Below are 18,809 nucleotides of genomic sequence, written 5' to 3'. Positions count from 1 at the left end.
CATTATCTTGGCACTTTGTGAACCCGCTCTCGACTTAGGGTGACCTAAGTCACTCAATTTGCGGCTCGTGTGGAACGCGCCGTTCCGGACAGCAATTCCGCCTCCCCGGCGCGCGCCGGCAACAGTGACCAAGCGGACTGTCGGAGAGACGGTCCCGAGACGGGTGCCCAGTCATAAGGTGTCATATTGTTGCGGCCGCCGGCTTGTCTGCGGAGACTGGAGGCAGGTCATGAGTGCCAGCGCAAAACCCCGGTTTGCTGGCCGGCAACCCTCCAACCGCGGTGGGGTGCCCCGGGTGAAGACCAGGCAGCCGCCATAAGGCGGTGCGCAAGCGCGGGTCACACCCGGGACAGACATGCCGGCACGGCCGGATCCCGGATGGCCCCTTCCAGTGAAGGAGTTGCACCATGTCCAACGCCGATTGGTCCTTTGAAACCCGTCAGATCCACGCAGGGCAGGAGCCGGACGCCGCCACGGGCGCCCGCGCACTGCCGATCTACCAGACCACGTCGTTCGTGTTCCCCAGCGCGCAGAGCGCGGCCGACCGGTTCGCCCTGTCCGAACTGGCACCCATCTACACCAGGATCGGCAACCCCACCCAGGAAGCGGTCGAGACGCGGATCGCCAACCTGGAGGGCGGCGTCGGCGCCCTGCTGCTTGCTTCGGGCCAGGCCGCGTCGACGTTCTCCATCCTCAACCTGGCCGAGGCCGGCGACCACATCGTGGCCAGCCCCAGCCTGTACGGCGGCACCTACAACCTGCTGCGCACCACGCTGCCCAAGTTCGGCATCGAGGTCACTTTCGTCGAGGATCCGGACAACCTGCAGCAGTGGCGCGATGCCGTCAAGCCGAATACCAAGGCGTTCTTCGGCGAGGTCGTCTCCAACCCGCGCCAGGACGTGCTGGACCTGGAGTCGGTCAGCGCCATCGCCCACGAAAACGGCGTGCCGCTGATCGTTGACAACACCTTGTCCACCCCGTACCTGATCCGCCCGATCGAGTGGGGGGCCGACATCGTGCTCCACTCGGCCACCAAGTACCTCGGCGGCCACGGGACGGCGATCGGCGGCGTGATCGTCGACGCCGGCACGTTCGATTTCGCCGCCGACCCCGAAAAGTTCCCCGGGTTCAACACGCCGGACGACACCTACAACGGGCTGGTCTTCGCCCGCGACCTCGGCGTCAACGGCGCTCTGGGCGCCAACCTGGCCTACATCCTCAAGGCCCGGGTGCAGTTGCTGCGCGACCTGGGGTCCGCCATCTCGCCGTTCAATGCCTTCCTGATTGCCCAAGGGCTGGAGACGCTGAGCCTGCGCGTGGAGCGGCATGTGGCCAACGCTCAGAGGGTGGCCGAATTCCTGGAAGAGCACGACGACGTTGCCTCCGTCGCGTACCTCGGCCTGCCCTCCAGCCCCTGGTATGAGCGCGGCCGCAAGTACGGCCCGAAGGGGACCGGCGCCATCGTCGCGTTCGAAATCAAGGGCGGCATCGAGGCCGGAAAGCGCTTCGTGGACGGCCTTGAACTGCACTCGCACGTGGCCAACCTGGGCGATGTGCGCTCGCTGGTGATCCACCCGGCGTCGACCACCCATGCCCAACTCTCGGCCGCGGAACGGGTCGCAGCCGGGGTGACCGACGGTCTGGTCCGGCTGTCGGTAGGCATCGAGAACGTCAACGACATCATCGCCGACCTGGAGGCCGGTTTCCGCGCCGCCAAGGGTGCGGACGACTAGGCAAGCAGGTAGAGCGCAGCGTGACGATAGTGCAACCGCAGGAACTGGTGGAACAGGCAACCGACGGCATCCTGCGCCGGATGCCGGTTGGTGCGCTGGAGCTGGAAGCCGGCGGCTATCTGCCCGAGGTGGTCCTCGGCTTTGAGACCTGGGGCACCCTGAATGCGGACGCGTCCAACGCCGTCCTGATCCAGCATGCCCTGACCGGCAGCACGCACGTCGCACGCGGCTGCTCGGACGAGGACGGTTGGTGGGACGATCTGGTGGGCCCCGGTGCCACGATCGACACGGAGCGCTATTTCGTCGTGGCCGCCAACATGATTGGCGGCTGCTACGGTTCCACCGGTCCCTCGTCGCCAGCGCCGGACGGGACGCCGTGGGGTTCACGCTTCCCGTTCGTCACGATCCGCGATTCGGTCCGGGCCGAGGCGCGGCTGGCCGACGCACTGGGGATCCGGCGCTGGCACACGGTGCTCGGCGGGTCGATGGGTGGCGCCCGCGCGCTTGAATGGGCGGCCACCTTTCCGGAGCGCACCGCCCGATGCGCCGTCCTGTCGTGCGGCGCCGCGAGCACCGCCGAGCAGATTGCCTTCGCGCAGGCGCAGGTCGCGGCCATCCGGCTGGACCCGCACTTCGCCGGCGGCGACTATTACGGGGGCCCCGCTCCCGAGGCCGGTCTGGGTATCGCCCGGCGCATCGCGCACATCAACTACCGCTCGGAGCCGGAGCTGGAGTACAGGTTCGGCCGCAAGCCGCAGGCGGAAGAGCAGCCGTACGGCGGCATCACGCCGTCGGCCCGTGGCCGCTATGCGGTGGAAAGCTACCTCGACTACCAGGCGGACAAGCTCGTCGCGCGCTTTGACGCCAACAGCTACATCCTGCTCACCGAGGCCCTCATCAGCCACGACGTTGCCCGGGGCCGGGGCTCGCTGGAGCAGTCGCTGGGCGGCCTCACCGACACGCAGTTCTTCGTCGCCGCGGTGGATTCCGATCGCCTGTATTTCCCGGAACAGTCGCGGCAGTTGGCCGAGGCGCTGCCCGGGGCGGTCAAGGTCCACACCATCGAGACGCCGCTGGGCCACGACGGTTTTCTCACCGACATCCACCAGCTGCACGCGGCCCTCACCGAGGCGTTCTTCGCGCCCGCCTGACTTTTCCGCCCGCATGACAGCGGCCTCGGTACGACGTCGGTGCGCGCCGTGCGCGCCGATTCCCACCGCTGCGTCCGATCGGGGGAGCGGAGCGTCAGGTCAGTTCGAGCGATACCGGCCGCCGCAGGAAGGCCGCGTACCGTTCCGCCGCGTCGTCCACGGCCTGCCGCTCCGGCTCGGTGAAGACCCGCAGCGGCTTGAGCCGCAGCTCGGCGGAGCCGGGCCGGAGGACGTGTCTCCAGTTGCCGGCCATCCGTCCGTCCAACAGCAGCACGTGGATCGGCACGTCGCCGCCCGGCGCCGCCGGCGCGCTGCCGCCCAGATAGCCGCGGGTTTTGGTGTAACCCATGACGTATTCGTCGTAACACTGGATCAGGTCCGCCCGCGGGTGTCCGTGGCCCGCCGCGGCTGCGGCGCCGCCGATCGTCCCGGCGGCGGGGGAGTACCAGAGCTGTTGCCCCTCGGTTTCGAACAGTTCCAGTCCGTCTCGGCCCCCGGCTTCGAGGCCGCGCTTGACGTCCGCCTGAGGCAGTTTGGACCAGTCGGAACAGTCCTTCAAGGTCGCCGGTCCGCGGCTGGTGAAGTACCGCCCGGTCAGTTGGGCCAGCGCCGCGTCGCGGTCGAAGTCCGCGGCCAGCGGCGGTACCCGCTCGTCGAAGGCCGCATACGTTTGCTGCACGGCGCCCGACCCGGAGGTCCGCGGAGGCCCGTTCACCAGCACCCGGTCCATTTCCGCATGGAACACCAGATGCCCCAGCCGCTGCCCGCGCAGCGTCGCTCCGTTCAGCCTCGCGCCGTCGTCCTTCAGCAGCGCCGCCTGGGCGAGCCGGGCGGCGAGCTCGTCCCGGGTCAGGTGCCGGCCCCCGGCGACGGCCGCGGCCAGCACGTCGTTGCTGCGCGCCACCGTTGCCTCGTCCAGTCCCAGCTGCCGGTCCCGGCCCTTGTTCCCGGCCTTGAGGCGGGGGCCGGAGAGCAGCATCAGCCAGCGCAGGTCCCCGGCCGCCACAAAGTGCCAGGTGGGCCGCAGGACATGCGTGCGCAGGATGCGTCCGCCGGCGATCGCCGCATCCACCTCCGCAGCGTTGTCCCTTGCCGGTCCGCCGCAGCGCTGCGCCAGCGACCAGCGGGCATAGACATATTCCTGGGACTGGAAGGCGAGCAGCCAGCGCAAGGCGGCGGCGGCGTCGTCCCGGGGGCTGTCCCACAGCCGCTGTGCCCGCAGCCGGTGACGGCGGATCTCCTGGGGACTCGGCTGCTGCACCGGCTGCTCCTGTTACCCGGCCGCGCCGGGAGGCATGCCCGGACCGAAGAAGGGGTCGGCGGCCGGCCGCTTGGGCAGGATCCCGTCGCCCGAGGACTGGTGGCGGACCCGGCGCAGGACCCACGGGACCAGGTGCTGGCGGGCCCATACCAGGTCCTCGGTGCGGGCGGTGCGCCAGTTCTTGGGTGGCAACGGTTTGGGCGTCTCGGGCTGCAGCGAATGCTCCACGTTGAGGGCGTCCAGCACCATGGCCGCGATGGTGTGGTGCCCCAGCGGGGAGAAATGCAGCCTGTCAGGTGCCCACATCTGCGGTGCCTTCAGCTGGCGTAGCGCCCACATGTCGGCCACGACGGCGTTATGGCGTGCCGCCACCGTGCGCAGGTTCTCGTTGTAGATGGCCGCCTTGCCGCGGACACTGCCGATGACGGGCGTATCGCCGATGTCGGGCGCGGTAAACAGGACGATGGTGGCTTGCGACGCTGCCAGCCGGGTGACGGCGCGGTCGAACTTCTCGGCCAGGGCGTCCGGGTCGCCGCCCGGCCGGATCACATCATTGCCGCCCGCGCAGATCGAAATGAGGTCCGGCTGCAGGGCCAGGGCCGGTTCGACCTGTTCATCGATGATTTGCTGCAGCAGGCGGCCGCGGATCGCGAGGTTCGCGTAGGCGAAGTCATGGTGGCCGCGGGCGAGTTCCTCGGCCACGCGGTCGGCCCATCCGCGGTGTCCGCCCGGGCTCCCGGGGTCCGGGTCGCCGATGCCTTCAGTGAAAGAGTCACCCAGGGCAACGTAACGGCTCCAAGGATGGCGGGCCGCGGCGATGGGCGCTTGTGTTTCGGGAAGGGACAAGTTACTCACAAGTACATTCTCCCAAGAAGGCGCGGGGATGCACAGGCGGTGGGAACCAATAGCTGAATCACCTTTCAGGAAGTGATGGTCAGCGCTCGGTTTACCGACTACTGTGTGCTTGACGCGGCCAACGGCGGCCGCCTCGACCTCGAGGAGCAGGGATGGAATTGCTGGCGGGAATCGTGGCGCGGCGTGTGCCGACGGAGCGGCTCACGGTGAACATCCTCGAGCGCGACGGCGACCGGCCCGACGGCACGCCGGTGGTCCTGGTGCATGGGAATGTTTCCTCCGCGCTGTTCTGGCAGGAGGCGATGCAGGCGCTGCCGGCCGACTACCACGTGGTCGCGGTGGACCTGCGGGGTTTCGGCCAGACGGACCCGGCGCCGGTGGACGCCGGCCGCGGGCTGCGTGACTTTTCGGACGATCTTCATGCCACGCTGGAAACCCTGCAACTGGGGCCCGCGCACCTGGTGGGCTGGAGCATGGGCGGTGGCGTGGTGATGCAATACGCGCTGGAGCATCCGGTCCGTAGCCTCACGCTTCAGGCTCCGGTCTCGCCGTACGGCTTCGGCGGGACGGCTGGACCGGAGGGGCGCAGGCTCACCGCGGACGACGCCGGCACCGGCGGCGGGGGCGCCAATCCCGACTTCGTGGCGCGGTTGGAAGCCAGGGACACCAGCGGCGACGCGCCTGCCTCGCCGCTGTCGGTGTACCGCTCGACCTATGTGCACGCCGGGTTCCAGTCGCCCTACGAACGCATCTGGGTTGAATCGATGCTCAGCACCAAGACCGGCCCCGACAACTATCCGGGCGATTCCGTCCCCTCGCCGAACTGGCCCGGCTTCGCTCCCGGACGCAGGGGGGTGCTGAACACGATGGCGCCGGGGGTCTTCGACGCCAGCGGCATTGTTGACCTGACGGACAAGCCGGACATCCTCTGGATCCACGGCGACAGCGACGCAATTGTCTCCGATGCTTCCTTCTTCGACCTGAACTGCCTCGGCAAGGCCGGTCTGGTGCCCGGCTGGCCGGGGGAGGAGGCGGCCCCGCCGCAGCCGATGGTCGCGCAGACCCGGGCGGTGCTGGAAAAGTATGAGGCCAACGGCGGGCGCTTCACCGAGGTGCTGCTCGACAACTGCGGACATTCGCCGCACGTGGAGTATCCGGAACGGTTCGTCGCCGAGCTGACGGCGCACGTCGAACGGAGCGGCGGGGCCGGGCAGCCCGCGGTCTGAGGCCTCCCGGGCACCGGCTCGGGTGCCCGGGCCCTGGGAGATCCGACACCTTAAGAAGCTTTAAGTTTCAAGCAATGGGCTCTTTGTGCCATCATGGAACCCATGACTGAAACTGCTTATCAGCCCGTCGTTGCCTGGTCCAAACCCGAACAGGAGCGGGCGGGGACGCCCCTGCTGGTGCTCTTCCACGGCTACGGATCCCACGAGCAGGACCTGATGGGCCTGGTGCCCGGACTGCCGGAGGAATTCACCGTGGCGGCGGTGCGCGCGCCGGTGGCGATGGGACCCGGCTTCACCTGGTTCCCCCTGATGCACGAGCCGGACTTTTCCGTGGACAAGGTCACGAAGGCCGTCAGCGACGTGGTGTCCTGGCTGGACGGAGTCAAGGACATGCACAGCAGCGTTTCGGTGCTGGGCTTTTCCATGGGCATGGCGGTGGCCACCTCGGTGCTGCGGCACCGCCCGGAGGAAATCGCCGCGGTGGTCGGCCTGTCCGGATTCGCCGTCCCGGCCGCGGGCAACGATTTCTTCCGCGACGATGCGGTCAAGGCGATCAGGCCCCCGCTCTTCTGGGGCCGGGACCAGGCGGACCAGGTCATCACCCCGGACAAGATCGAGTTCACCCACGCCTGGACGAACGAGCATGTGGACCTGACCAAGGTCCTCTATCCCGGCATCGGCCACGGCATCAACGCCCAGGAACTGGCGCATGTGAAGGAGTTCCTGACCTACAAGGTGCTGCAGGGGAAGTAGCAAACGGCCCGTGCGGGTCAGTCGCGGCTGACCCGCACCGTTTGGCCGTTGCAGCTGACCGTATCGCCGGCGTGCAATTGCCGGCCGCGGCGCGTTTCGATGTCGCCGTTGACCTGGACCAGTCCGTTCTCGACGAACTCCTTGGCCTGGATCCCGTCGTCGGCGAGGTTGGCCAGCTTCAGCAGCTGGCCCAGCCGGATCATCTCGTCGCGGATCGGCACGTCATGGATATCGTCGGAAGCCATGGAACCATCATGCCTGATGCCTGTCGATGCATCCGCGCGGTTCGGGTTCGGGTTCCCGTTTTCGGTAGGCTAACGTTGTAGCTTCGCTATGCGCCGATCCGTGCCTGCAGCAGCCGGGCGGATCTGTGCCATGACAACCCTCGGACCGCACCCAGCGGCCCTGGAGAGATACGGAGAACCACCTCATGGCAGCAGCCAAATCAGCCCTCGATTCGATTATTTCGCTGGCCAAGCGCCGCGGCTTCGTGTTCCAGGCTGGTGAAATTTACGGTGGATCCCGCTCCGCATGGGATTACGGGCCGCTCGGCGTCGAGCTGAAGGAAAACATCAAGCGCCAGTGGTGGCAGACGATGGTCCGCGGCCGCGACGACGTGGTCGGACTGGATTCGTCGGTCATTCTTCCGCGCCAGGTCTGGGAAGCGTCCGGCCACGTGGACGTCTTTTCCGACCCGCTGGTGGAGTGCCTGAACTGCCACAAGCGCTACCGCGCCGACCACCTCGAAGAAGAGTACGAGGAGAAAAAGGGCCGCGCCCCGGAAAACGGGCTGAAGGACATCGCCTGCGTCAACTGCGGCACCAAGGGCGAGTGGACCGAACCCCAGGAATTCTCCGGCCTGTTGAAGACCTTCCTGGGCCCGGTCGCCCAGGAAGAAGGCATGCACTACCTGCGCCCGGAGACCGCGCAGGGCATCTTCGTGAACTTCAACAATGTCCTGACCACCTCGCGGAAGAAGCCGCCGTTCGGCATCGGCCAGATCGGTAAGAGCTTCCGCAACGAGATCACCCCGGGCAACTTCATCTTCCGCACCCGCGAGTTCGAGCAGATGGAAATGGAATTCTTCGTGGAGCCCGGGACGGACGAAGAGTGGCACCGGTACTGGATCGACGCCCGGCTGCAGTGGTACGTGGACCTGGGCATCAAACGCGACAACCTCCGCCTCTTCGAGCACCCGCTGGACAAGCTGAGCCATTACTCCAAGGGCACCACCGACGTCGAATACCGCTTCGGCTTCCAGGGCTCGGAATGGGGCGAGCTGGAAGGCATCGCCAACCGGACGGACTTTGACCTGTCCACCCACTCCAAGCACTCCGGCACCGACCTGAGCTACTTCAACCAGGCCACCAACGAGCGCTACACCCCGTACGTGATCGAGCCGGCCGCCGGGCTCACGCGGTCCTTCATGGCCTTTTTGGTGGACGCGTATACCGAGGACGAGGCGCCGAACGCCAAGGGCGGCGTGGACAAGCGCACGGTGCTGCGGCTGGACCCGCGGTTGGCCCCGGTCAAGGCCGCCGTGCTGCCGTTGTCCCGCAACGAGGACCTCTCGCCCAAGGCCAAGGAGCTGGGGGAGGCGCTGCGCAAGAACTGGAACATCGACTTCGACGACGCCGGTGCCATCGGCCGCCGCTACCGCCGGCAGGACGAGATCGGCACGCCGTTCTGCATCACGGTGGACTTCGACACGCTCGAGGATCAGGCGGTGACCATCCGTGAGCGTGACTCGATGGCCCAGGAACGGGTCTCCCTGGACAAGGTCGAAGCATATTTGGCAGCCCGCCTGATCGGAGCCTGAACCGGCCGCGGACCGCGCGTCCGCAGCCGCGGCGGCAACCGTCCGGCCGCCCGATCAGGGCAGCCCACCCCTAAAGGAGAACCATGGCCCAGCTGACCTACCGTGACTGGCGCGAGGACGATGACCTGGCCCTGCTGGAGATCTGGGGCGACCCGGAAACCGGCCAGGCCGGTCACTTCCGTGCCATGTTCCGCCCGTCCGCCGACCAGCCGTGGTCGCGGTGCATCGTGGCCGAGGACCAGGGGATAGCCGTTGCCGCCGGCACCGTGTACGAGACCAGCCTGCATCCGGACCGGCTGTGGGTGTACGTCGAGGTTGCCCGCGACCACCGCGGCGCCGGGGTCGCCCGTGACCTGCTGTCACGGCTCCGCGCCGAGGCCGAGCACGCGCCGTCGGGCGTGCGGAAGCTGCGGGCGAAGGTGGAGCCGGACACCTCCGGCGCCGCCTTCGCCCGGGCCGCCGGCCTGACCCAGATCCAGAGCTCGCGCGTGGTGCTGGTCTCACCCGGCGCGCTGCCGCTGCCCGACCTCGGGGAAACCGGTCCGCAACTGGAGGAGGCGGCCACCGGGTCGGTGGAACTGACCCGGGCCGTGGCCGACTTCTACAACTCGGTGCACGTGTGGGACCGGGCGGACATGACCGTGGGACGCGCCCAGCAGATGCTGCTCAGCGAGAGCGCGGGGGCCGGCGGCGCGGTGGTGCTGCGCAGCGCGCCCAAGTCCGACGGCGGCACCATCCAGGCTTTCGCCGTCAGCTACACGCACGAGCGCACGGACGCCCCGGCGGACGTGCTGCTGGGATACGACACCGCGCTGCCGGCCGAGGACGCCGAGGCCGCGGTGCGGGCGCTGCTGGCCATGCTGGTGGCGCAGTACCCGGTGCAGCTGGAGGTGGACGACTCGATGACCGCTGTGCTGGCCGTGCTGCAGCCGCTGCTGGACTCCGGTCTCGCGCGCCAGCTGGGTCCGGAAACCTCCATCGTCAGCGACTGACGGATGGGGCACAGCCACAGCCACGGGACTTCCACGCCCGGCGCCGCCGCACTCGCCGCGCGGCGGCGGGCCAATCTGCTCCTGGCGGCCATCCTGTTGCCGGTCACCGTCCTGACCCTGGTGGGCATGATCCTGCTCTGGCCCTCCGGGGACGGAGCCGGAGCCGATGTCCCCGATCCCTATGCCGCGGCGCCCGGGGTGACGTTCGACGTCGGCACCGTGCAGAGGGTGGAGCTGGAAGACTGCCCCACCTCGCAGGCGGCGGTGGACGCCGGCATGGAAGCACAGGAGTGCCTGGTCGCCTACACCCAGCCCGACGCCGGCGGCTCGCCGCTGCCCGTGGAGATCACGCCGGAGATCGCGGCCTCGCGCGGCGTCGAGGCCGGCGACACCATCCGCTACCTGAATCTCTCCGGCGTCATGGGCGGGCAGGAGGGGGCCTACGTCTTCGTGGACTTCGTGCGCAGCGTCCCCATGGTGCTGCTGGCCGTGCTCTACGCCCTGGTCGTGGTGGCCGTGGCCCGCTGGCGCGGCTTCCGCGCGATGCTGGGGCTGGCGGGCGGTTTCCTGGTCCTGGCGCAGTTCATCCTGCCGGGCCTCATGGAAGGCAAGCCGCCGCTGCTGCTGGCGCTGATCGGCTCGGTGGTCATCATGGTCGGGGTGCTCTACTTCGCGCACGGATTCTCCGCCCGCACGTCCACCGCATTGCTGGGCACCCTGTTCGGCCTGGGCGTGACCGCCCTGCTGGCGGCCTGGGCCACCGACGCCGCCTACCTGACCGGCGTGGACGACGACTACACCTACCAGCTGATCAACCTGGGCGGCAGCCTCTCCGTCTCCGGGCTGATCATGTGCGGGTTGATCATCTCCGGACTGGGCGTGCTCAACGACGTCACCATCACCCAGTCGTCGGCGGTGTGGGAAATGTACGAACTGGCTCCCGGTGCCTCTGCCAGGCGCCTGTTCACCGGGGCCATGCGCGTGGGGCGGGACCACATCGCCTCCACCGTCTACACCATTGCCTTCGCCTACGCCGGCGCGTCCCTTCCGGTACTGATCCTGGTGTCGCTGCACGACCGGCCGCTGTTCGCCACGTTGACCAGCGGGGAACTGGCCGAGGAGATTGTGCGCACCCTGGTCGGATCCATCGGCCTGGTCCTGGCCATCCCGATCACCACGTTGATCGCGGTGCTGGTGGTCAAGGCCACCGGCATCCGTGGTCCGGTGGCGGCGGGGGAGCGGTCAGGCCCCCGGCACCTCATGGCCGGAGCCGCCGCCGATCCCGACGCGGGGGTAAGGGGGCCCGGCGGGGCCGCCGCAACCCGCGCGCCCGCCGACGCAGGGGTGCGGGACCCCGGGGCGGAAGCCGCGGCGGGCCACGGCAGGCCCGCCGACCCGAGCGGCTAGACTGCACACATTGGTGCCGTGTCCGGGCCGGTGCCGAAAGAACCATCGCCGTCGTCGGGAGGAGTGCTTATGAAGGGCGTGCTGTTTGACGTGGACGGGACGCTGGTGGATTCGAACTACCTGCACGTGCTGGCCTGGTGGCAGGCCTTCCGGCAGGCGGGTCTCGACGTCCCGATGGCGGCCATCCACCGTTGCGTGGGAATGGGCGGCGGCAGGCTTATCGCGCAGCTGCTCGACGAGGACCGCGACCAGTCCCGGGACGAGGACCTCAAGGCCGCCCATGGAACCGTCTTCTCCACCTTTTGGCCGGCCCTGCGCCGCTTCGACGGTGCCCGCGAGCTGGTGCGCCGGTCCGCCGAGGAGGGATTGGCCGTCGTGCTGGCCTCATCCGCCGAGGGAACGGAGCTGGAAGTGCTGCGCCGCGTGATCGACGCCGACGGGTCCATCACCGCCGCCACCAGCTCCGCGGACGCGGAGAACAGCAAACCGGCGCCGGACATCCTGCAGGCGGCCCTGGACGCGGCGGGCCTGCAGCCCGCAGACACCGTTTTCGTGGGCGATGCCGTGTGGGATGTCCAGGCGGCCGGAGACCTCGGGATTCCGTGCATCGGCCTCGAATGCGGCGGGACCCCCGCTGCGACACTGCTCCACGCCGGTGCGGCAGAGGTGTACCGGGACCCGCAGGACCTGCTCGAACACTTCACGGACAGCGCCCTCGGCGGCCTGCTGCGCGCCTGACGGCCAACGAGCGCGGCAGGCGGCCTGCGCGCTCCAAGGCCGGCGCGCGGCCCGGCTGTCCCGCGGACGCGGACGAACCCCGGCGGCGCGGAGGAACGGCGGCGAAGCCGACCGGGGCCGTTAGTCCACAGGTGCGGGTGCCGGCGCACGGATTTGCCCGGTTTTGAGAGAATGGTGGGGTGACACTTACCGCTGCCCCCGAATCGGCCGCCAAGCTCGAGCTTCCACCGCTCAAACTCGGCCCGATAACCGTCGACACCCCGGTGGTGCTGGCACCCATGGCCGGCATCACCAACAAGGCGTTCCGCCGGCTCTGCCGCCAGTACGGCGGCGGCCTGTATGTGGCGGAAATGGTCACGTCCCGCGCGCTGGTCGAACGCAACCGGGAGTCCATGCGGATCATCTCGCACGATGAGGACGAGGACGTGCGGTCCGTCCAGCTCTACGGCGTGGATCCCAAAACCGTCGGCGCCGCCGTCCGCCTGCTGGTGGAGGAAGACCGCGCCGACCACATCGACCTGAACTTCGGCTGCCCGGTGCCGAAGGTCACCCGCCGCGGCGGCGGCTCGGCGCTGCCCTGGAAGACCGAACTGTTTACCGCGATCATCCAGGCGGCGACCCGCGAAGCCGCCAAGGGCGACGTCCCGCTGACCATCAAGATGCGCAAGGGGATCGACGACGAGCACCTGACCTTCATCGAGGCCGGCAAGATCGCCCGCGACGCCGGGGTGGCGGCCGTGGCGCTGCACGGCCGCACCGCCAGCCAGTTCTACTCGGGCAAGGCCGACTGGAACGCGATCGCGGAACTGCGGGAAGCCCTGCCGGACATCCCGGTGCTGGGCAACGGAGACATCTGGAGCGCCGAGGATGCGGTGCGGATGGTGCAACAAACGGGAGTGGACGGCGTCGTCGTCGGACGCGGTTGCCAAGGCCGCCCGTGGCTGTTCGGGGACCTGCAGGCCGCCTTCGAAGGAACCGACAGGCGCTTCCGGCCGGGGTTGAAGGACGTCGCGGACAGCTTCTACCGGCATGCCGAGCTGCTGGTGGATTACTTCGAGGACGAGGGCAAGGCCCTGCGGGACATCCGCAAGCACGTGGCCTGGTACTTCAAGGGATACTCGGTGGGCGGCGAGCTGCGTGCCGCGCTGGCCCAGGTGCCCACCCTCGAGGTGCTGCGCGAACTGCTGGCCGAACTGGATGCCGACGCTCCCTACCCGGGGGCGGACGCCGAGGGCCCGCGCGGCCGGGCCGGTTCGCCCAAACGCACGGCGCTGCCCGACGGCTGGCTCTCCAGCCGGGAGCTGAACGCGGACCACAAGGCCATGATCGCCGCCGCTGAACTGGACGTCTCCGGTGGCTAAGGTACGCACCGGGCGCCCGGCCCCGCCCACGCCGGGATACACGGAGTTCGACCAGGAACGCTGGTACACCGAGGAGCCGAAGAGCACCTACCGCACGCAGTTTGAACGCGACCGGGCCCGGGTTCTGCACTCGTCGGCACTGCGGCGGCTGGGCGCCAAGACCCAGGTGGTGTCCCCGGACACGGACGACTTTGTGCGGACCCGGCTGACGCACAGCCTGGAAGTGGCCCAGGTCGGCCGCGAACTGGGACGCACCTTGGGCTGCGACCCCGACGTGGTGGACGCCGCCTGTCTGTCCCACGACCTGGGCCATCCCCCGTTCGGCCACAACGGGGAGACCGCGCTCAACGCCGCGGCCCACGCCATCGGCGGTTTCGAAGGCAACGCCCAGACCCTGCGGCTGCTGACCCGGCTGGAGCCCAAGATCCTGCGCCCGGACGGATCCCCGGCCGGGCTGAACCTGACCCGGGCCAGCCTGGACGCGGCCTGCAAATACCCGTGGTCCGCCGACGACGCGCCGGTCATCCACGGCAAGCGCACCAGCAAGTTCGGCGCCTACGAAGACGACCTTCCCGTGTTCAACTGGCTGCGCGAAGGCGCCGCGGAGCGCCGTTCCTGCCTGGAGGCCCAGGTGATGGACCTCGCCGACGACATCTCCTACTCCGTGCACGACGTCGAAGACGCCATCGTGGCCGGACGCATCCAGCTCAAGTGGCTGGACAGCGCCGACACCCGCAGCCGGGTCATCGGCTACACCCAGCAGTGGTACCTGCCCTCCAGCGATGCCCAGGAGGTGGACGAAGCACTGACCCGGCTGGAGCAATCCGGCGTCTGGGTGCGCGAGGCCGACGGCAGCCGCAAGGCCATGGCAGCGCTGAAAGACATGACCAGCCAGCTGATCGGCCGCTTTTGCTCGAGCGCGATGGAAGCCACCCGCTCCATCTACGGCCCGCAGCAGCTGACCCGCTATGCAGCGGAGCTGGTGGTGCCGCAGGAAACCGCCATCGAGATCGCGGTGATGAAGGGCCTGGCCACCACGTTCGTGATGACCGCGGACCTGCGCCAGCCGGTCTACGAACACCAGCAGGAGATCCTGCACGACCTGGTCAGCGAGCTCCACGCCACGGGGGAGAAACATCTGGAGGAGCCCTTTGCCTCGGATTGGCGGGATGCGGACGACGACGGCGGCCGCCTTCGCGTGGTCATCGACCAGATCGCCTCGCTCACCGATGTCTCCGCCCTGGCCCTGCACGAACGCCTGATGGGGGCCCACCGCACCCTCCTGTGAGGTTGCGGGCCGCAAGCAGCTTCCCTCCACAGGCGGCTGCACGCGGCGCCTCGACACAGGCCGCCGCGGTTCCGGCGCCGATTTGGCGCGGCTGCATACCATGGGACTATGGCCGGACTCATTAAGCGTGAAGACATCGATGAAGTCCGCCAGCGTACCGACATCAAGGAAGTCATCGACGGCTACGTCACGCTGAAGTCGGCCGGCATCGGGTCATTCAAGGGCCTCTGCCCCTTCCACGACGAGCGGTCGCCGTCGTTCCACGTCCGTCCGCAGGTGGGCACCTACCACTGCTTCGGCTGCGGCGAGGGCGGCGACGTCATCTCCTTCGTGCAAAAGATGGATCACACCACGTTCAGCGAGACCGTGGAGAAACTCGCCCACCGGATCAATTACACGCTCCGGTACGAAGACGGCGGTACCGGCCCCCGCCGGGAGGATGTGGGCAAGCGGCAGCGGCTGCTGGACGCACACAAGGTTGCCGCGGAGTTCTTCCGGGAGCAGCTCCAGAGCCCGGGTGCCGCGACGGCCCGGGAGTTCCTCTCCGGACGGGGCTTCGACCAGGCAGCCGCGGAGCAGTTCGCCGTCGGCTACGCCCCGCAGGGCTGGGACGGCCTGCTTAAGCACCTCACCGGCCGCGGCTTCACCCAAGACGAACTGCGGATGACCGGCATGTTCTCCGGCGGATCGGACGGATCCGATGGCAGGAACAGCCGGATCTATGACCGGTTCCGTGGCCGGCTCATCTGGCCCATCCGCGACCTGACGGGGGCGACCATAGGATTTGGTGCCCGCAAGCTCTTCGAGGACGACCAGGGGCCCAAATACCTCAATACGCCAGAGACGGCGCTCTACAAGAAGTCGCAGGTCCTGTACGGCATCGACCTGGCCAAACGGGACATCGCCCGCAACCGCCAACTGGTGGTCGTGGAGGGTTACACGGACGTGATGGCCTGCCACCTTTCGGGCATCGGGACGGCCGTGGCGACGTGCGGCACGTCCTTCGGCACTGACCACATCAAGATCGCCCGGCGCCTGCTCTCCGATGACGGAACCGGAGGGGAAGTGATCTTCACCTTCGACGGCGACGAGGCGGGCCAGAAGGCCGCGCTGCGCGCCTTCGAGGAAGACCAGCGCTTTGTTGCCCAGACCTACGTAGCCGTCGAGCCGAGCGGCGCGGATCCTTGCGACCTGCGGTTGAGCCACGGCGAGGGTGCGGTGCGCGAGTTGATCAGCTCCCGCCGTCCGCTGTTCGAGTTCGCGATCAAGGCCACCTTGAAGAAGTTCAACCTGGACACGGTCGAAGGAAGGGTCCAGGCCCTCCGTGCCGCGGCCCCGGTGGTGGCCGAGATCAGGGACCCCGCCATGCGTCCCGGCTACTCGCGCGAGCTCGCCGGCTGGCTGGGCATGGACATCGACGACGTCACCCGAGCGGTGGCCGGGGCCGCTAAACGGGGACAGGAAGCCGGGACGCGGGCGGCGGGCCGCGAGCGGGGCCAGCAGGACCGCGGGCAGGAATCGAACCGCGGCAACCAGCAGCCGCCCGGACCGTACCGGCGCGGCGGCGGGCAGCAGGGCCGGGACGCATGGAATCCGGGAAATCCTTCCCCCCGGCAACAGGACGGCCGGCCTGCCTACGGGCACGCCGCGCAGCACGGCTACGGCCGGGGCGCCGAGGCCGGCGGAGAAACGGACTACGCCCGGGAATCCGGCCAGTACGCGGCACCCCCGGCCTTTCCGCGGCCGGATCTGCGTGATCCCGTGGTCCGCCTGGAACACCAGGCACTGGAAGTGGCCATCCAGCAGCCCGGTCTCCTCGATGCCAACCAGTGGGAACAGTTCATGCAGGCCCGCTTCCTGGCGCCCGTGCACGTGGCCATCCACGGCGCCGTCCGGGCTGCGGGTGTTTCCGGTGCCACACCCTCGCAGTGGGTGGAGACCATCCGCCAGGAGGTCCCGGAGGAGCTGCGCACCTTCGTCTCGGAACTTGCGGTGACCCCGCTGCCTGCACAAAACGACGACGCCCTGCGGCTGTATTGCCGGGGGATCCTGAACCGGCTGCAGGACCTGCAGATCACCCACCTGAAGGCCGACAAGCTGGGCCAGTTGCAACGGATGGATCCAGCGTCCGATCCCGAGAGTTTCCAGCAAATCAACCGTGAACTGATGGAACTGGAAATGCAGCGGCGGGCCCTTCGCGCGGAGTAGGCCGGGCCTTCAATTGGCAAGTTCCGGCCTGCATTGAGTATGCTGTTGGAGGCCAAACCGCCGGTGGCGGATGGCAGCTTTCCCCCGTAGCTCAATTGGCAGAGCATTCGACTGTTAATCGAAGGGTTACTGGTTCGAGTCCAGTCGGGGGAGCGGACAAACACTGGATCCCCGCCTTCTGCAGGAGGCGGGGATCCTGTGCGTTTGGGGGCCATCGGCGCGAGGCCGATTTCGTCTCCGCGCCGCCGTCCTGCTAGAGTTTTACTCGCTTCAATCCCCCGTAGCTCAATTGGCAGAGCATTCGACTGTTAATCGAAGGGTTACTGGTTCGAGTCCAGTCGGGGGAGCTGCAAGGCAAAATCCCGCACCCCGCGCCGGCTGCGGGATTTTTCTTTGGCTAGGCCGAGGCGACCCGGTTGCCGGCGGCGACCTGCGCATACCAGCGGCCGCTGTCCTTGACGGTGCGCTCCAGGGTGGCGTAGTCCACCCGGGTTAGGCCGAAGCGTTTGCTGTAGCCCCAGGCCCACTCGAAGTTGTCCATCAGCGACCAGCCGAAGTAGCCGCGCAGGTCCACGCCGTCCTGGATGGCACGGTGGCACTGCAGGATGTGTGCGCGCAGGAACTCCAGCCGCTGCCGGTCATGCACGGCGCCGTCGGCCGAGACCTCGTCGTCGAAGGCCGCCCCATTCTCGGTGACGAAGAGCGCCGTCCCGGCCGGGCCGCTGTACTCGTGCTGCAAACGGACGAGCAGCCGGTGCAGTCCTTCCGGCTGGATCTCCCAGCCCATCGCCGTCGTGGGCAGCCCGCGGGGAACAGAGCTGACATGGTCGGCCGCGGGGTAGGGCGGCGCCAGCGGACGCTCGACCGGGGCGGCATGCGTGTTTTCCGCGTCCGGGCGGGGGTGCCCGGTCACCGCTTCACCGTGGTAGTAGTTGACGCCCAGCGCCTGGATCCTGGTTCCGATCAGAGCCAGGTCGCCGTCCCGAATCCTGGCTTCCAGTCCGTACGGCCCCACGTCCACCAGAAAATCCGCCGGGTAGGAACCGCGGAAGACGGGGTCCAGAAAGGCGCGGTTGAACTGGCCGTCGATGCGGCGGGCGGCGTCCACATCGACGGGATCCTCCGGATTCAGGGGATCCGCCACCGTGAAGTTCAGGGTGAGGCCCAGCTCTGCGTCCGGATCGCGGCGGCGCAGCTCGTCGGAGGCCAGCCCGTGCCCCAGCAGCAGATGGTGCATGGCCGCCAAGGCCTGCGGCCTCGACTGGATGCCCGGTGCATGGACGCCCGAACCATAGCCGAGGAACGCCGAGCACCATGGCTCGTTGAGCGTGGTCCAGACGCGTACCCGGTCACCGAGCGCCTCGTGGACCGCCAGGGCGTATTCCGCAAAGCGGTAGGCGGTGTCCCGGTTCGCCCAGCCGCCGTTCTCCTGCAGCGCCTGCGGCAAATCCCAGTGGTACAGCGTGAGCCAGGGCTTAATGCCCGCCGCGCACAGTTCGTCCACCAGGCGCGAATAGAAATCCAGGCCGGCCGGGTTCACGACCGCGTCGTCCGGTTTGACCCGCGGCCAGGACGTGGAAAACCGGTAGGCACCCAGGTTCAGGGCTGACATCAGCGCGACGTCCTCACGGTAGCGGTGGTAGTGGTCGCAGGCCCGTTCGCCGGTCTCGCCGCCCACGGTGGCGCCCGGCAGCCGGCAGAAGACATCCCAGATGGAATCGGTGCGGCCGTCGTCCCGGGACGCGCCTTCGATTTGGTAGGCGGCCGTCGCGGCGCCCCACAGGAACGGCTTCGGGAATTGCACGACCTTGCTCATCACTGGTCCCTTGCGGAAACGGGCGCGGACACGGGCTGCCTGCCAGCCTAGTTCGCAGGGCAGGTGAACGTAAGCGTTTACTCATATTTTTTGTTCCACAGCCCTCCAGTGAAACTACTCCCTACGGCTGAGGGGCCAGACTGGGGCAGAATGATAATTTGAAGGTGTGGACACTCGCGCACTACCGACAAGATGGAGGCA

15 protein-coding genes, 2 tRNA genes and 1 riboswitch are annotated in these 18,809 nt (G+C 68.4%); of the genes, 13 read left to right on the top strand and 4 right to left on the bottom strand.

What is annotated here, in order from left to right; translation table 11 throughout:
* Positions 1 to 225 precede the first annotated feature (225 nt).
* Positions 226 to 340: riboswitch (SAM riboswitch) on the top strand.
* A gap of 67 nt (positions 341 to 407) precedes the next feature.
* A complete protein-coding gene (locus AC5RVG_RS13625; RefSeq protein WP_494014236.1) occupies positions 408 to 1,733 on the top strand; it encodes a bifunctional o-acetylhomoserine/o-acetylserine sulfhydrylase in 1,326 nt (441 codons plus the stop codon).
* Positions 1,734 to 1,813: 80 nt separating this feature from the next.
* Positions 1,814 to 2,884 carry a homoserine O-acetyltransferase MetX gene (gene metX / locus AC5RVG_RS13620; protein ID WP_494014385.1) on the top strand — a complete coding sequence of 357 codons (1,071 nt, stop codon included), beginning with the start codon at positions 1,814 to 1,816 and terminating at the stop codon, positions 2,882 to 2,884.
* A gap of 94 nt (positions 2,885 to 2,978) precedes the next feature.
* Here the strand turns inward: metX and AC5RVG_RS13615 are convergent, their stop codons facing one another.
* A complete protein-coding gene (locus tag AC5RVG_RS13615; RefSeq protein ID WP_494014235.1) occupies positions 2,979 to 4,145 on the bottom strand; it encodes a winged helix DNA-binding domain-containing protein in 1,167 nt (388 codons plus the stop codon).
* A gap of 12 nt (positions 4,146 to 4,157) precedes the next feature.
* A complete protein-coding gene (locus AC5RVG_RS13610; protein ID WP_494014234.1) occupies positions 4,158 to 5,000 on the bottom strand; it encodes an SGNH/GDSL hydrolase family protein in 843 nt (280 codons plus the stop codon).
* A gap of 152 nt (positions 5,001 to 5,152) precedes the next feature.
* Between AC5RVG_RS13610 and AC5RVG_RS13605 the strand changes: the two genes are divergently transcribed.
* Complete coding sequence (locus AC5RVG_RS13605; protein WP_494014233.1) at positions 5,153 to 6,226, top strand: alpha/beta fold hydrolase; 1,074 nt, start codon at positions 5,153 to 5,155, stop codon at positions 6,224 to 6,226.
* A 102-nt stretch (positions 6,227 to 6,328) separates the two neighbouring features.
* Positions 6,329 to 6,979: an alpha/beta hydrolase gene (locus tag AC5RVG_RS13600; RefSeq protein WP_494014232.1), complete on the top strand. Its 651-nt coding sequence runs from the start codon at positions 6,329 to 6,331 to the stop codon at positions 6,977 to 6,979.
* A 17-nt stretch (positions 6,980 to 6,996) separates the two neighbouring features.
* Here AC5RVG_RS13600 and AC5RVG_RS13595 read toward each other — a convergent pair whose 3' ends face one another.
* Complete coding sequence (locus AC5RVG_RS13595; protein WP_494014231.1) at positions 6,997 to 7,224, bottom strand: RNA-binding S4 domain-containing protein; 228 nt, start codon at positions 7,222 to 7,224, stop codon at positions 6,997 to 6,999.
* A gap of 185 nt (positions 7,225 to 7,409) precedes the next feature.
* On the opposite strand from AC5RVG_RS13595, the gene AC5RVG_RS13590 reads away from it, so the two are divergent.
* The 9 genes from AC5RVG_RS13590 (at position 7,410) to AC5RVG_RS13550 (ending at position 17,139) form a co-directional block, all read left to right on the top strand.
* Complete coding sequence (locus AC5RVG_RS13590; protein ID WP_494014230.1) at positions 7,410 to 8,798, top strand: glycine--tRNA ligase; 1,389 nt, start codon at positions 7,410 to 7,412, stop codon at positions 8,796 to 8,798.
* Between the two features lie 83 nt (positions 8,799 to 8,881).
* Positions 8,882 to 9,790, top strand: a complete 909-nt coding sequence (locus AC5RVG_RS13585) for a GNAT family N-acetyltransferase (protein WP_494014229.1) — start codon at positions 8,882 to 8,884, stop codon at positions 9,788 to 9,790.
* A 3-nt stretch (positions 9,791 to 9,793) separates the two neighbouring features.
* Positions 9,794 to 11,197, top strand: coding sequence for a YibE/F family protein (locus AC5RVG_RS13580; RefSeq protein WP_494014228.1), 1,404 nt, complete (start codon positions 9,794 to 9,796; stop codon positions 11,195 to 11,197).
* Positions 11,198 to 11,266: 69 nt separating this feature from the next.
* Positions 11,267 to 11,935, top strand: coding sequence for an HAD family hydrolase (locus tag AC5RVG_RS13575; RefSeq protein ID WP_494014227.1), 669 nt, complete (start codon positions 11,267 to 11,269; stop codon positions 11,933 to 11,935).
* A 179-nt stretch (positions 11,936 to 12,114) separates the two neighbouring features.
* Positions 12,115 to 13,296 (top strand): tRNA dihydrouridine synthase DusB, encoded by a 1,182-nt coding sequence (dusB, locus tag AC5RVG_RS13570; RefSeq protein WP_494014226.1) that lies wholly within the window; start codon positions 12,115 to 12,117, stop codon positions 13,294 to 13,296.
* On the top strand, positions 13,289 to 14,584 hold the full coding sequence (locus AC5RVG_RS13565; protein WP_494002476.1) for a deoxyguanosinetriphosphate triphosphohydrolase: 1,296 nt from the start codon (positions 13,289 to 13,291) through the stop codon (positions 14,582 to 14,584). The genes dusB and AC5RVG_RS13565 overlap by 8 nt, the downstream gene beginning before the upstream one ends.
* Before the next feature lie 108 nt (positions 14,585 to 14,692).
* Entirely contained in the window at positions 14,693 to 16,792 is a 2,100-nt protein-coding gene (dnaG, locus tag AC5RVG_RS13560; protein WP_494014225.1) for a DNA primase, read from the top strand.
* 80 nt (positions 16,793 to 16,872) lie between these two features.
* A tRNA-Asn gene (locus AC5RVG_RS13555) sits at positions 16,873 to 16,945 on the top strand.
* A gap of 121 nt (positions 16,946 to 17,066) precedes the next feature.
* Positions 17,067 to 17,139: transfer RNA gene (locus AC5RVG_RS13550), tRNA-Asn, on the top strand.
* Positions 17,140 to 17,189: 50 nt separating this feature from the next.
* On the opposite strand, the gene AC5RVG_RS13545 is transcribed toward AC5RVG_RS13550, so the two are convergent.
* Positions 17,190 to 18,608 (bottom strand): GH1 family beta-glucosidase, encoded by a 1,419-nt coding sequence (locus AC5RVG_RS13545; protein WP_494014224.1) that lies wholly within the window; start codon positions 18,606 to 18,608, stop codon positions 17,190 to 17,192.
* Between the last annotated feature and the right edge of the window lie 201 nt (positions 18,609 to 18,809).

It is taken from the genome of Arthrobacter senegalensis (genome assembly GCF_059091765.1).
The sequence above is the reverse complement of the archived record's forward strand: the minus strand, read 5'-3'. Positions and strand labels throughout refer to the sequence as shown.

Excerpts from the sequence above, each read along its gene's own strand:
- AC5RVG_RS13625 (WP_494014236.1), top strand. The coding sequence starts at position 408 with ATGTCCAACGCCGATTGGTCCTTTGAAACCCGTCAGATCCACGCAGGG.
- AC5RVG_RS13545 (WP_494014224.1), bottom strand. The coding sequence starts at position 18,608 with ATGAGCAAGGTCGTGCAATTCCCGAAGCCGTTCCTGTGGGGCGCCGCG.
- AC5RVG_RS13575 (WP_494014227.1), top strand. The coding sequence starts at position 11,267 with ATGAAGGGCGTGCTGTTTGACGTGGACGGGACGCTGGTGGATTCGAAC.
- AC5RVG_RS13585 (WP_494014229.1), top strand. The coding sequence starts at position 8,882 with ATGGCCCAGCTGACCTACCGTGACTGGCGCGAGGACGATGACCTGGCC.
- AC5RVG_RS13605 (WP_494014233.1), top strand. The coding sequence starts at position 5,153 with ATGGAATTGCTGGCGGGAATCGTGGCGCGGCGTGTGCCGACGGAGCGG.
- AC5RVG_RS13595 (WP_494014231.1), bottom strand. The coding sequence starts at position 7,224 with ATGGCTTCCGACGATATCCATGACGTGCCGATCCGCGACGAGATGATC.
- AC5RVG_RS13580 (WP_494014228.1), top strand. The coding sequence starts at position 9,794 with ATGGGGCACAGCCACAGCCACGGGACTTCCACGCCCGGCGCCGCCGCA.
- AC5RVG_RS13590 (WP_494014230.1), top strand. The coding sequence starts at position 7,410 with ATGGCAGCAGCCAAATCAGCCCTCGATTCGATTATTTCGCTGGCCAAG.
- dnaG (WP_494014225.1), top strand. The coding sequence starts at position 14,693 with ATGGCCGGACTCATTAAGCGTGAAGACATCGATGAAGTCCGCCAGCGT.
- AC5RVG_RS13600 (WP_494014232.1), top strand. The coding sequence starts at position 6,329 with ATGACTGAAACTGCTTATCAGCCCGTCGTTGCCTGGTCCAAACCCGAA.
- metX (WP_494014385.1), top strand. The coding sequence starts at position 1,814 with ATGCCGGTTGGTGCGCTGGAGCTGGAAGCCGGCGGCTATCTGCCCGAG.